Annotated in this window: 13 protein-coding genes and 1 riboswitch; all 13 genes read left to right on the top strand. The window is 73.1% G+C overall.

The genetic code is table 11. The features are described 5' to 3' along the window. On the top strand, positions 1–689 hold a 689-nt coding region (gene ftsY, locus Q7W29_02915; GenBank protein MDO9170760.1), incomplete at its 5' end, for a signal recognition particle-docking protein FtsY. A gap of 63 nt (positions 690–752) precedes the next feature. Then, positions 753–885, top strand: a riboswitch (FMN riboswitch). Positions 886–945: 60 nt separating this feature from the next. Beyond that, entirely contained in the window at positions 946–2,100 is a 1,155-nt protein-coding gene (ribD, locus tag Q7W29_02910) for a bifunctional diaminohydroxyphosphoribosylaminopyrimidine deaminase/5-amino-6-(5-phosphoribosylamino)uracil reductase RibD (GenBank protein ID MDO9170759.1), read from the top strand. Between the two features lies 1 nt (position 2,101). Further along, positions 2,102–2,839: a riboflavin synthase gene (locus tag Q7W29_02905; protein ID MDO9170758.1), complete on the top strand. Its 738-nt coding sequence runs from the start codon at positions 2,102–2,104 to the stop codon at positions 2,837–2,839. Further along, on the top strand, positions 2,836–4,098 hold the full coding sequence (locus tag Q7W29_02900; GenBank protein MDO9170757.1) for a bifunctional 3,4-dihydroxy-2-butanone-4-phosphate synthase/GTP cyclohydrolase II: 1,263 nt from the start codon (positions 2,836–2,838) through the stop codon (positions 4,096–4,098). The genes Q7W29_02905 and Q7W29_02900 overlap by 4 nt, the downstream gene beginning before the upstream one ends. An 11-nt stretch (positions 4,099–4,109) precedes the next feature. Continuing rightward, positions 4,110–4,583 (top strand): 6,7-dimethyl-8-ribityllumazine synthase, encoded by a 474-nt coding sequence (gene ribE, locus Q7W29_02895; protein MDO9170756.1) that lies wholly within the window; start codon positions 4,110–4,112, stop codon positions 4,581–4,583. Between the two features lie 4 nt (positions 4,584–4,587). Further along, positions 4,588–5,037, top strand: coding sequence for a transcription antitermination factor NusB (nusB, locus tag Q7W29_02890; protein MDO9170755.1), 450 nt, complete (start codon positions 4,588–4,590; stop codon positions 5,035–5,037). Further along, positions 5,034–5,828 carry a class I SAM-dependent methyltransferase gene (locus Q7W29_02885; GenBank protein ID MDO9170754.1) on the top strand — a complete coding sequence of 265 codons (795 nt, stop codon included), beginning with the start codon at positions 5,034–5,036 and terminating at the stop codon, positions 5,826–5,828. Before nusB ends, Q7W29_02885 begins: the two co-directional genes overlap by 4 nt. Continuing rightward, complete coding sequence (locus Q7W29_02880; GenBank protein MDO9170753.1) at positions 5,825–6,949, top strand: glycosyltransferase; 1,125 nt, start codon at positions 5,825–5,827, stop codon at positions 6,947–6,949. The genes Q7W29_02885 and Q7W29_02880 overlap by 4 nt, the downstream gene beginning before the upstream one ends. Continuing rightward, positions 6,946–7,923 carry a lysylphosphatidylglycerol synthase transmembrane domain-containing protein gene (locus Q7W29_02875; GenBank protein MDO9170752.1) on the top strand — a complete coding sequence of 326 codons (978 nt, stop codon included), beginning with the start codon at positions 6,946–6,948 and terminating at the stop codon, positions 7,921–7,923. The genes Q7W29_02880 and Q7W29_02875 overlap by 4 nt, the downstream gene beginning before the upstream one ends. Before the next feature lie 108 nt (positions 7,924–8,031). Beyond that, positions 8,032–10,581 carry a DUF2723 domain-containing protein gene (locus tag Q7W29_02870; GenBank protein ID MDO9170751.1) on the top strand — a complete coding sequence of 850 codons (2,550 nt, stop codon included), beginning with the start codon at positions 8,032–8,034 and terminating at the stop codon, positions 10,579–10,581. Next, positions 10,578–11,576 (top strand): GDP-mannose 4,6-dehydratase, encoded by a 999-nt coding sequence (locus Q7W29_02865; GenBank protein MDO9170750.1) that lies wholly within the window; start codon positions 10,578–10,580, stop codon positions 11,574–11,576. Before Q7W29_02870 ends, Q7W29_02865 begins: the two co-directional genes overlap by 4 nt. Next, entirely contained in the window at positions 11,569–12,504 is a 936-nt protein-coding gene (locus tag Q7W29_02860) for a glycosyltransferase family 2 protein (GenBank protein MDO9170749.1), read from the top strand. The genes Q7W29_02865 and Q7W29_02860 overlap by 8 nt, the downstream gene beginning before the upstream one ends. After that, positions 12,485–12,689 (top strand): glycosyltransferase (locus tag Q7W29_02855; protein ID MDO9170748.1); only part of this gene is annotated, 205 nt, incomplete at its 3' end. The genes Q7W29_02860 and Q7W29_02855, both read left to right, overlap by 20 nt.

Here is a 12,689-nt window from a genome sequence, read left to right as displayed (position 1 = left end):
CGGCGGCGCCGCCCGACGGCGGGGCGGCCCCGACCGGCCCGCGGGTCATCTTCGTGGTGGGCGTCAACGGCACGGGCAAGACCACCAGCATCGCCAAGCTGGCCCACCTGCACAAGCAGGCGGGCCACCGCGTGCTGCTGGCGGCGGGCGACACCTTCCGCGCCGCCGCCGTGGAGCAGCTGCGCATCTGGGCCGACCGCGTCGGCGTCGACTTCGTGACCCAGGGCCAGGGGGCCGACGCCGCGGCCGTGGTCCACGACGCGCTCTCGGCGGCCGAGGCCCGGGGCCACGACATCGTCATCGTCGACACCGCGGGGCGCCTGCACACGAAGTCCAACCTCATGGACGAGCTGGGCAAGGTCGCCCGGGTCATCCGCCGCAAGTGCGGCCGGGACCCCGAGACCCTGCTGGTGGTCGACGCCAACACCGGGCAGAACGGCCTGCAGCAGGCGAAGATCTTCGCCGAGACGGTGCCCGTCGACGGGCTGATCCTCACCAAGCTCGACGGCACGGCCAAGGGCGGCATCGTGGTCGCCATCGCCGAGACCCTCGGCCTGCCGGTCCGCTACGTGGGGCTGGGGGAGAAGGTCGGCGACCTGGAGGTCTTCGACCCCGAGGCCTTCGCCGAGGCCCTGTTCACCCTGTCCGGGCCGGAGGATGCGGCCGGGGGCGAGGGCGACCGGCCTTGACAGGCGTCCGGGCGCCGCATTAGCTTGTTCGGGCGGCCCTTGGGCCGCGACATTCACCGCGAATCTCAACTTCGGGGCGGGGTGGAATTCCCCACCGGCGGTCACAGCCCGCGACCCGGCGGCGCGCCTCGCGCAACCGGCTGATCCGGTGGAACTCCGGGGCCGACAGTCACAGTCTGGATGGGAGAAGTTGGGTCCGGCGCGCCCGTCGACACGGGCGGCCGTTTCCTGCCTGCCTCCCGCATCCCGAACAGCCGTGTTCAGGATCATGGCGCACAACCGCAGCGACACCGAATTCATGGCCGAGGCGCACCGCATCGCGCAGCGCCTGCCCCGTCGTCCCTGGCCCAACCCGCCGGTGGGCGCGGTGGTGGTGCGCGACGGCGAGATCGTGGGCCGCGGCGCGCACCACGGCCCCGGCGCCGACCACGCCGAGATCGTCGCGCTGCGCGAGGCCGGCGAGGCGGCGCGGGGCGCGACGCTGTACGTGACCCTCGAGCCCTGCAACCACCAAGGGCGCACGCCGCCCTGCGCGCCGCGGGTGATCGGGAGCGGCGTGGCGCGGGTCGTCGTCGGCGCGCGCGATCCGAACCCGCTGGTGGCGGGCGGCGGGATCGACCTGTTGCGCGGGGCGGGGATCGACATCGCGCTCGGCGTGCTCGGTCGCGGCTGCCTGGAACTGATCTGGCCCTACGTCGTGACGGACGCCTTCCGCCGCCCCTTCGTCACCCTCAAGACCGCGACCACGCTGGACGGGCGCTTCGCGCCCCCGGGCGCTCCCGAGGGCGCGCCGGTGTACTTCACGGGCGAGGATTCGCTGCGGGAGACGGCGCGGCTGCGGCGCTGGCACGACCTGGTGCTGGTGGGCGCCAACACCGTGCGCTGCGATCGGCCGCGCCTGGACGGCCGCCGCGCCGGCGCGGACGTCCTCTGCCCCGCGGCCGACCCCCTGCCGGCCTGCGCCGACGGCGACCTCGCCGAAGCGGCGGGCTGGCGCACCGGTCCGCACCTGGTCTTCACCACCGGTGCGGCCGACGCCGGCCGGGAGCGCGCGCTGCGCGAGGCCGGCGCCGAGGTCGTGCGCTGCCGGGACGACGGCGGCCGGATCGCGCCCGCGGACCTGCTGGCGCAGGCGGCGGCGCGCGGATACTGGACGCTCATGCTCGAGGGCGGTCCCGCGCTCGCGTCGTCGTTCCTGGCCGCCGGTCTGGTCGATCGTTGGGTTCAGTTCGTGGCGCCGACGCTGGCCGGCGGCGGCCCCCGCTGGGAAGACCGCGGGTTCGCGGCGTCGGCGCGGGACTACAGCCTGACGCGCGCGGTGCGTTCCGGCGACGACGCCTGCCTGACCTGGGACCGGACGGACTTCGCGCAGCGGCGCGCGGACCTCTGCGGCGGGAAGGACGGGGACTGACGTGTTCACCGGCCTGGTGCGCGAGATCGGGACCCTGACGGCCGTGGCCGCGCGCGGCGGCGTGACCGTCCTGACCCTGCGCGCGCCCGCCTGCGCCCCGGACCTCGTAACGGGCGACAGTTTGGCGGTCGACGGGATCTGCCTGACTGTCATTTCCGGAAGCATTTCCGGAAGCACTTCCGGACATACGGCCGGCCGCGGCCCGCTGGTCACGGTCGAGGCGGTCGCCGAGACGCGCCGCAGCACCACGCTCGACGCCTGGCGCCCCGGCCGCCGCCTCCACCTGGAGCCCGCCCTGCGGGCCGGCGACCGCCTGGGCGGCCACCTCGTGCTCGGCCACGTCGACGGCGTCGGCCGGGTGCTGCGCCTGGAGCGGGCGGGAGGCGCCGCGCGCCTGACCGTGCAACCGCCGCCGGGCTTCGCGCGCTGGCTGCTGCCCAAGGGCTCGGTCGCGATCGACGGCGTGAGCCTGACGTTGGACGCGGACCCGGGTGCGGCGGGCTTCACCGTCAGCCTGATCCCGCAGACCCTGGGCACGACGCGCCTGGGCGACCTCGTTCCCGGCGACGGGGTCAACCTCGAGGCCGACGTGCTGGCCAAAGGGGCTGCATTGCAGGGAACCGCATCGCAGGAAACCGCATCCCAAGGAGCCGAGGCGCGGCACACCGACACGTCGCCCCTGACCTACGCACGCATCCTGGCCCGCGGCTTCCGCCGCAGTCGAGGAGGACAGCGATGATCGACAACGAGCGCACCGCCGACCCCGCCGTGAGGCTGGATCGCATCGCCGACGCCGTGGCGGCGATCGCGGCCGGCGAGATGGTCATCGTCGTGGACGACGAGGACCGCGAGAACGAGGGCGACCTCATCCTCGCCGCCGAGAAGGCGACCCCGGCCGCGGTGAACTTCATGGCCAAGCACGCGCGCGGCCTGATCTGCGTGGCCATCACCAGCGAGCGGGCCCGCCAGCTGGACCTGCCCCAGATGGTCTCGCGCAACGAGGCCCGCCTGCGCACCCACTTCACCGTCTCGGTCGACGCCGCCGCCGGCACCACCACGGGCATCTCGGCGCAGGACCGCGCCCGCACCGTGGCCGTGTTCACCGACCCCGCGGCCGGCCCCGCGGACCTGGTGCGCCCGGGGCACATCTTCCCGCTGGAAGCCCAGCCGGGCGGCGTGCTCAAGCGCGCCGGCCACACCGAGGCTGCCATCGACCTCGCCGTCACCGCGGGCCTGCACCCCAGCGGCATCCTCTGCGAGATCATGGACGAGGACGGCAGCATGGCCCGCCTGCCGCGCCTGCGGGAGATCGCCGACCAGCACGGGCTGAAGCTGGTCTCGATCGCCGACCTCATCGCCTACCGCCGCGCCCACGAGAACCTCGTGCGCCGCGAGGTCGAGGTCGCCCTGCCGACCCGCTACGGCGACTTCCGCCTCGTCGCCTACACCACCAGCGTCGACGACTCCCAGCACGTGGCCCTGGTAAAGGGGACGCCGAGCCCGGACCGCCCGACCCTGGTGCGCGTCCACAGCGAGTGCATGACCGGCGACCTGTTCCACTCCCTGCGCTGCGACTGCGGCGAGCAGCTCGAGGCCGCGCTCGCGGCCATCGACGCCCAGGGCGAGGGCGTCCTGCTCTACATGCGGCAGGAGGGGCGCGGCATCGGGCTGATCAACAAGCTGCGCGCCTACCGCCTGCAGGACGAGGGCGCGGACACCGTCGAGGCCAACCACCGCCTCGGCTTCGGCGCCGACCTGCGCGAGTACGGCATCGGCGCGCAGATCCTGCGCGACCTCGGGGTGCGACGCCTGCGCCTGATGACCAACAACCCGCGCAAGCTCGTGGGGCTCGAGGGCCACGGGCTCGAGCTGACGGGCCGCGTGCCGCTGGAGATGCGGCCGAACCGGAGCAATCGCCAGTACCTGAAGACCAAGAGGGACAAGCTCGGCCACCTGCTGCGCCTGGACGACGTGGGGACCGCCGAGGCCAACGACTGAAGGAGGAGACCATGGGCAAGACGTACGCGGGGAACTTCCGCGCCGGCGAACAGCGCCTGGTGATCGTCGCCAGCCGCTTCAACGATTTCCTGGTCCGGGAGCTGCTGGACGGCGCCCAGGACTGCCTGACCCGTCACGGGGTCGACCCCGAGCGCGTCGACGTGGCCTGGGTGCCGGGCAGCTTCGAGCTCCCGCTGGCCGCCGCGAAGCTCGCCGACAGCGGCCGCTACGCCGCGATCATCTGCCTGGGTTGCCTGATCCAGGGCGACACGCCGCACTTCTCCTACATCGCGGCCGAGGTCACCAAGGGGATCGCCCAGGTGGCGCTGGACACCGGCATCCCGGTCTCCTTCGGCGTCATCACGGCCGACACCCTCGACCAGGCCATCGAGCGGGCCGGCACCAAGGCCGGCAACAAGGGCTTCGACGCGGCGCTCTCCGCGCTCGAGATGATCGACCTCTGGCGCGCGATCGACGAAGGGTAGGAACGTGGGCAAGCGACGCAAGGGCAGGGAACTGCTCGTCCAGGCCCTCTACGCGGCCGCCCTCAGCGGCCAGGACCTGCAGGTCTGCGTGGACGACCAGTTGGAGAGGCGCGATGCGCCGGGGGACACGGCCGATTTCGCCCGGCCGCTCGCGGCGTTGATCGCGCAGCACCGGGCGAGCCTCGACGCCACCCTGGACGGGCTGCTGCAGAACTGGGATCCCGAGCGCGTCGGCCAGGTGGAGCGCGCGATCTGCCGGCTGGCGCTGGCCGAACTGCGCTACTGCCCCGAGGTGCCGGTCCGCGTCGCGATCAACGAGGCCTGCGAGCTGGCGCGGCTGTACTGCGGCGACGAGGCCGTCGGCTTCGTCAACGGCTTGCTCGACCGCGCGGCGCGGGACCTCGCGGCCACCGGGCGCGGCGGCGAAGCGCCCGGCGGGGGAGGACCGCGGTGAGGGTCTCGACCCGTCGCCACTGGCAGGACTTCTGGGACGAGGCCGACCGCCTCAGCCTGGACGACGTCTATGGCAACGACGGCCGCATCGTGCGCGAGCTGTTCGCCCTGGGCGATCCCGCGGGCAAGCGCGTGCTCGAGGTGGGGGCCGGCAGCGGTCGCGACGCCGTGGCGCTGGCCCGCGCCGGCGCGGAGGTCTGGACGCTGGACTACGTGCCCGGTTCGCTGGCGCTGACCGCGCGGGCCGCCGCGCAGGCCGGCGTCCGCGTGCAGGCGGTGAACGGCGACGCCCTGTGCAAGCCCTTCGCCGACGGGACGTTCGACCTGGTCTACCACCAGGGCCTGCTCGAGCACTTCCGCGACCCGCTGCCCCTGCTGCGCGAGGACCTGCGCGTGCTGAAGCCGGGCGGTCGGCTGCTCGTCGACGTGCCCCAGACCTGGCACTACTACACCCTGGGCAAGCAGCTGCTGATCGCCCTGGACCGCTGGTTCGCGGGCTGGGAGACGCAGTTCACGCCGGTCGGGCTCGAGGACGCCGTCCGGCGCGCCGGCGGCGAGGTGGTGCGCACCTACGGCGACTGGATGGTGCCCGGGCTCTGGTACCGCGCGCTGCGCAAGACGCTGCTGTCCCGGCTCGGCCTGCGGCTGCCGATGTACCCGGACCCGGTGCCGCCGCTCGGGCGGCTGCTGGCGCGCTGGCGCGAGCGGCACCGCGGGCGGCGCTGGGCCCTGCACACCGCGATGACCATCGGGGTGATCGCGCGCCGCGACGACGCGGGAGGCGGCGCGTGAGGATCCTGGCCCTGAACTGGCGCGACGTCGGCGACCCCCTGGGGGGCGGCGCCGAGCTGCACCTGCACGAGATCCTCAAGGGAGCCGTGGCCGCGGGCCACGAGGTGGACCTGGTGGTGTCCGGCTACCGCGGCGCGCCGCCGCAGGAGACGCTCGACGGCGTGCGCGTGCACCGCCGCGGCCACTGGACCGTGGCCAACTTCGTGCTGCCGGGCGTCTGCCGCCGCCTGCTGCGCGAGGGCCGCTACGACCTGCTGGTCGAGGACATCAACAAGGTCCCGTTCTACTCGCCGCTGTTCGCCGGCCGCGTGCCCGTGCTCGCGGTCGTGCCGCACCTGTTCGGGGCCACGGTCTTCCGCGAGGCCAACCCCCTGGTGGCGTCCTACGTCTGGGCGGCGGAACGCCTGCTGCCGCTGGCCTACCGCGGCCGGGACTTCGAGGTCATCAGCCCCTCGACCCGCGACGACCTCGCGCGTCGCGGCCTCGACGCCGCGCGGATCCGCACCGTGTACTGCGGCAACGACGCGCGGCGCCTGGAGCTGCCCGCGCCGCCGCCGCGCGACGATCCCCCGCTGCTCGTCTCGTGGAGCCGCCTGCGCCGCTACAAGAGCGTGGACGTGGCGCTGCGCGCCTTCGCGCACGTGCGCCGCGCGGTGCCGGGTTCGCGGCTCGTCGTGATGGGACGCGGGCCGGACGAGGCCCGGCTGCGTCGCGTCGCCGCTCGCCTGGGCCTCGGCGGGGACGTCGAGTTCGCCGGCTTCCTGCCGGGCGCGGAACTGGCGGCGACCCTGCACCGGGCCCGCCTGTTCCTGAACCCCAGCCCCAAGGAGGGGTGGGGGCTGACCGTCATCGAAGCCGCCGCCTGCGGCCTGCCGACGGTCGCGAGCGACCGGCCGGGACTGCGCGACTCGGTGCGCGACGGCGAGACGGGCCTGCTGGTGCCCTACGGCGACGACCGGGCCATGGCCGCCGCCGCCGTCGCCCTGCTGCGCGACGACGCGCGCTGGCGGGCGATGAGCGCGGCCGCCCGCGCCTGGGCCGGCACGTTCAGCTGGGAGCGTTGCGTGCGCGAGTCCCTGGACGTCTTCGCGGACGTCGCGGCGCGGCGGGGCCGGCCGTGAGGCGCCCCCGGCAGGCGACGATCCTGAAGGCGGGGATCAGCCTCGCGCTGGTGGTGTTCCTGTTCGCCTACCGCCCCCTGTCCTGGTCGGCCCTGCGCACGGCCGTGGCGGCCCCGCACTGGCCCTGGCTCGCCCTGTCGGGTTGCGTGTTCGCGCTGTCGGCGGTGTGCGGCGCGCTGCAGTGGGCCTGGATCCTGCGCTGTTCGGGGCTGAGGGTGACCGTCGGCGAGGCGGTCCGGCTGAGCTTCGTCGGGCTGTTCTTCAACAACTTCCTGCTGGGCAACGTGGGCGGCGACGCCTACAAGGTCGTCGACCTCGGCCGTCGCGAGGGGCGCACCGCCGCGGTGCTGGGGGCGACCCTGCTGGACCGGCTGCTGGGCCTGCTGGCGTTGACCTTGCTGGCGCTGCTGGCGGTCCCGACCGCGGCGGCGGTGGGCGTGCGTGTGCCGCCGACGCTGCCGCTGTGGCTGGCGCTCGCGGCCTGGTCCCTGGCGTTCGCCGTCCTGTTCTCGCGCCGCGTCTCGGCGCTGGTGGTCCGCGCGCTGACGGCCGTGCACTGGCGCCGGGCCGCCGACGGTCTCGGCACGATGCTGGCGGAGTTCAAGAGCTACAGGGGGCGGCCTGTCTGGCTGGCCCGACTGCTGGCCTGGTCGCTGTTCGTGCAGGCCATGCGCGTGTCGACCCACCTGCTGGTGGGGCTCGGCCTGGGCCTCGCCCTGGACGCGGGCCGCGTCCTGCAGCTGTTCGTGCTGGTGCCCCTGCTGGGCATCCTGGTCTCGCTGCCGGTGAGCATCAACGGGCTGGGCGTGCGCGAGCTGGCCGCCGCGGAACTGTTCGTGGCCGCCGGCGTGGTGCCGACCGAGGCCGACGCGGTGGCCATGGAGTTCCTGGCCTACGCGTTGATGGTCGCGGTCAGTCTGGTGGGCGGCGCGCTCTTCCTGGCCGGTCCGCGCCGCGGCCGCGGCGAGGCCTGAACGCCGCCGCGGCGGGGGGGAACCCCGGTCGCCGCGGGGTTGTTGCCCCCCGGACCGTGTGCTAGATTGGCGAGTCGTCCGCGCCGGAACCCGAATCCGAGGAATCCCATGCTGGCACCCGACTGGTACCGCCGCCCGACGTTCCTGATCGCGGCGGGCGTCTTCGTCCTCGCGACGATCGTCTACTGCCTGACGCTGTCGCCGACGCTGAGCTTCTGGGACTGCGGCGAGTACATCACCACCGCGCACACCATGGGCGTCCCGCACCAGCCGGGCACGCCGCTCTACGTGCTGGTCGGCCGCTTCTTCGACATCCTGCTCGCGCCGCTGGTCGGCACCGCGGCGGCGGTCAACTTCATGTCGGCGTTCTTCAGCGCCCTGGCCCTGGTCTTCGTCTACCTGACGATCCAGGACATCGCCCGGCGCGCCGACCCCGACAGCGGGTGGCTGCCCCACGCCGGCGGCGTGGTGGGCGCGCTGTTCCTGCTGTTCAGCGAGACCTACTGGAACAACGCGATCGAGGCCGAGGTGTACGGCCTGGCGGCCTTCGTCGTCGCCTTCCTGACCTGGCTGGGCCTGAAGTGGTACGACCTGCGGGCCGAAGCGCACAGCGACCGCCTGCTCTACCTCGCCATCTACCTGCTGGGCCTGGGGGTCGGCTTCCACCTGGGCACGCTGCTGGTCTACCCCGGCATCTTCCTGCTGATCCTGATGGCGGGCGGGCGCAAGCTCGCCCTGGCGGATCTGCTGGGCGTCAGCGCCGGTCTCGGCCTGTTCCTGCTCTCGACCATGGTCAAGGACGACTTCGTGATCCTCGGCGGCCTGGTCCTGCTGCTGGTCTACGCGCTGTCGCGCGCCTTCGGCGGCAAGCCCTTCATCCTGATCGGCTGCGGCGTGTTCCTGCTCGGCCTGAGCGTCCACCTGATCCTGCTGATCCGCGCCGGCCTCGACCCGGCCCTCAACAACACGCAGCCCGACAACTTCCAGACCCTGATGTCGGTGCTGCGGCGCGAGCAGTACCCGCCCATCGACCCGATGGTGCGCAAGGCCGACCTCTGGTGGCAGATCCGCTACTACTACGGCTTCCTGCTGGACCAGTTCAGCTTCCTGGACCTCGGCTCGCTCCGCCCGACGCGCCTGCTGACGATCCTGGTGCCGGTGTTCCTGGGCCTGCTCGGGGCGATCCACGGCTTCTTCCGCGCCCGCCCCTGGTACTGGATGCTGCTGGTGAACTACGTGATCAACGCCGACATCCTGAACCTCTACCTCAACTTCTCGGACAACGAGGTCCGCGAGCGCGACTACTTCTTCTCCACCGCCTTCATGTTCTTCGCCCTGTTCATCGGCCTGGGCGCCGCCGCGCTGCTGCGCTACCTCTCGGGGCCGCTCGCGGCGCGCGGCGCCCGCCTCGCCAAGCCGGCCATAATCGGCCGGGCGGCGGCGGGGACGGCGGCGGCGCTGATCCTGATCTCGGCCCTGCCCGCGCTCGCTCCCGGCAGCGCGAAGTGGTACCGCCACGACCGCTCGGAGAACCGCACGGCGCACGAGTACGCCTGGAACCTCCTGGCGGGCCTGGACCCCGGCGCCATCGTCTTCACCAACGGGGACAACGACACCTACCCGCTGTGGTACCTGCAGGAGGTGGAGGACTTCCGCCGCGACGTCACGGTCGTGAACCTGGCGCTGATCAACCTGCCCTGGTACGTCAAGCAGATGAAGCGCCGCACCCCGCCGATGCCCGTCTCCTACGACGACGCGCAGCTGGAGCAGCTGCGCCCCGTGCTGTACCAGGACCCCGACACCGGGAAGCAGGAGGTCGTGTACGTGCGCGACTACATCGTGCACGACATCATCCAGAACCGCGGCCAGCGCCCGGTCTTCTTCGCGGTGACGATCCCCCAGGAGAACATGGCCCGCTACTTCACGATGCTCCAGATGGAGGGGCTGGCCTACCGTTTCACCGGCGTCAAGGGTCCCGACGGCATGCCCACGGTCGACAGCGACCGTCTGCTGGCGAACTGCTACGGGGTCTACGACTTCAGCGCCACCCTGGACGGCGATTCCGAGCGCCGCCGGTCCGAGTTCCGCGCCCTGAACGACCTGCCGCAGAACCCGAGCCCCGAGGCTGAGGTCCGCGAGCTCCTGGGCGAGCGGGACTGGCGTTTCGAGGGATTGTGGCGGCACAACGGTCGCCACCGCGAGGATGTCCACTTCGACCGCAACGCCGAGAACCTGCTGGGCAACTACCCGGCGGGCCTGATCCGCGCGGGCTACGACTTCATCATGCGGGCGCAGGCGCCCGACGCCACCGATGCCGTCTACGACGAGATGATCGCCAAGGCGGAGACCGCGTTCGAGCTGGCCAGCAGCTTCGACCCCACGTTCCCGATGGTGACCGACATCTACCCCATGGTGCTGGTCGAGCGCGGGCGCTCCCAAGACGCGGCGGCCCACGTGCAGCGCCTCCACGGGGCGATCCCGCCCAGGGACGAGCAGGCCCTGATCCCGCAGCTGGTCCAGGCCATGGTGCAGCGGGGAGAGGACGCCGTGGCGGTCACCTGGATGCAGGAGCGCCTGCGCGACGATCCGCAGGACGCCGTGGCGCGCCAGCAGCTCGACGCCCTGCTCGCCGCGGGCGCCGCGGGGAGCGCGCCATGACGGCCCTGGCGGGCGGGGCGCGCGTCGTGGTCACCGGCTGCGCCGGGTTCATCGGCAGCCACCTCGCCGAGGCCCTGCTGGACCGGGGCTGCGAGGTCGTCGGCATCGACGCGCTGACCGATTACTACGACCCGGCGCTCAAGCGTGAGAACCTGGCGCCGCTGCTGGGCCGGCCCGGCTTCGTCTTCCACCACGCCGACCTGAACGACGTCGACGCGGTCGCGCTGCTCGCCGGCAGCCGCGCCGTGTTCCACCTCGCCGCCCAGGCCGGCGTGCGCGCCAGCTGGGGACACCTGTTCGGCGACTACCTGGCGCGCAACCTGGCCGCCACCCAGCGCCTGCTGGAAGCCTGCCGCGACCCGCGGGTGGCGCCGGGGCTCGTCCGGTTCGTCTACTCCAGCTCCAGCTCGGTGTACGGCGACCGCCTCGACCTGCCGGTGACCGAGCGCGCGCTGCCGCAGCCCTTCTCGCCGTACGGGGTGACCAAGCTGGCGGCCGAGCACCTCTGCGTGCTCTACAGCGCCAACCACGGCGTGCCCACCACGTCCCTGCGCTACTTCACCGTCTACGGGCCGCGCCAGCGGCCCGACATGGCCTTCCGCAAGTTCCTCGAGGCGGCCTTCGACGGGAAGCCCTGGATCGTCTTCGGCGACGGTTCGCAGACGCGGGACTTCACCTACGTGTCCGACGCGGTGGACGCGAACCTCCGCGCGGTCGAGGCGCCCGGAACGTGGGCGGTGTACAACGTCGGCGGCGGCGCGCGCGTCTCGCTGGCCGCGGCCCTGGCGGCCATGCGCGACCTGCTGCGCGAGGCGGCGCCCGAGGTCCGCGTCGCGATCGAGCACGTGCCGGTCGAGAAGGGCGACGTGCGCGACACCTGGGCCGACCCCGGCCTCATCCGCGACGAGATCGGCTACGTCGCGCAGGTCCCGTTCGGCGAGGGGCTGCGCCGCGAGGTGCTCTGGGTCGCCGCGCGCAGGAGGGGACATGCCTGACGTCCGGCCCGACCTCTCGGTGGTGGTGCCAGCGCTGAACGAGGCGGAATCGCTGCCCGAGCTGACGGCGCGCATCGCGGCCGCGGCGGCCGCGGCGGGCCTGTCGCACGAGGTGTGGATCGTCGACGACGGCAGCACCGACGACACGCCCGCCGTGCTCGAGCGGCTCCACGCCGCCGACGCCCGCGTCCGCGGCCTGGAGTTCACGCGCAACCACGGCAAGGCCGCCGCCCTGGCCGCCGGTTTCGCGGCCGCCGCGGGGCGCTACGTGATCACCATGGACGCCGACCTGCAGGACGACCCCGACGAGATCCCGCACCTCGTGGCGAAGCTGGAGGAAGGCTTCGACCTCGTCTCCGGCTGGAAGCAGGACCGCAAGGACGGCTTCGTCAAGAACACCACGTCGCGGTTCTTCAACGCGGTGACCAGCCGCGCCGTGGGCCTGCGGCTGCACGACTACAACTGCGGCCTGAAGGCCTACCGCCGCGAGGTCGTCGAGGCGGTGCGCCTCTACGGCGAGATGCACCGCTACATCCCGGCGCAGGCTTACCGCGAGGGGTTCCGCGTGACCGAGATCCCCGTGCGCCACCACCGCCGCCGCCACGGCGTCACCAAGTACGGCCCGGCCCGCTTCCTCAACGGTTTCCTGGACCTGATGACCCTGATGTTCCTCAGCTCGCGCTCCGCGTCGCCCCTGCACCTGTTCGGGCGCATCGGCGCGGCCAGCTTCGCGGTCGGCGGCGCGATCCTGGCCTGGTTCGTCGTGCAGTGGGCGCTGGGCCACGGCCTGCGGGTGCGGCCGCTGATGCTGCTCGGCGCCGGCCTGGTCATCGTCGCCGTCCAGTTCGTCAGCCTCGGCCTGATCGCCGAGCTGGTGGTGGCGGGCAACCATCCCGAGACGGGGTACCGTGTCCGCCGCCGCCACTGACGCCCTCGGAACGACCGCGGCGCCGCCGCCGTCCCTGGCCGTGATCGTCGTCAACTGGAACGGTCGCGACCACCTGCCCGAGTGCATCGGTTCCCTGCTCGCCGACGGCTACGACCCCCTGCGCATCGTCGTCGTCGACAACGCGTCGGACGACGACTCGGTCCGGTTCTGCCGCGACGCCTTCC

Source organism: bacterium, assembly GCA_030654305.1.
Classification (GTDB): Bacteria; Krumholzibacteriota; Krumholzibacteriia; order LZORAL124-64-63; family LZORAL124-64-63; genus PNOJ01.
The sequence above is the reverse complement of the archived record's forward strand: the minus strand, read 5'-3'. Positions and strand labels throughout refer to the sequence as shown.

Coding starts and splice junctions, on each gene's coding strand:
- Q7W29_02900 (MDO9170757.1), top strand. CDS start 2,836: ATGATCGACAACGAGCGCACCGCCGACCCCGCCGTGAGGCTGGATCGC.
- Q7W29_02870 (MDO9170751.1), top strand. CDS start 8,032: ATGCTGGCACCCGACTGGTACCGCCGCCCGACGTTCCTGATCGCGGCG.
- Q7W29_02865 (MDO9170750.1), top strand. CDS start 10,578: ATGACGGCCCTGGCGGGCGGGGCGCGCGTCGTGGTCACCGGCTGCGCC.
- Q7W29_02860 (MDO9170749.1), top strand. CDS start 11,569: ATGCCTGACGTCCGGCCCGACCTCTCGGTGGTGGTGCCAGCGCTGAAC.
- ribE (MDO9170756.1), top strand. CDS start 4,110: ATGGGCAAGACGTACGCGGGGAACTTCCGCGCCGGCGAACAGCGCCTG.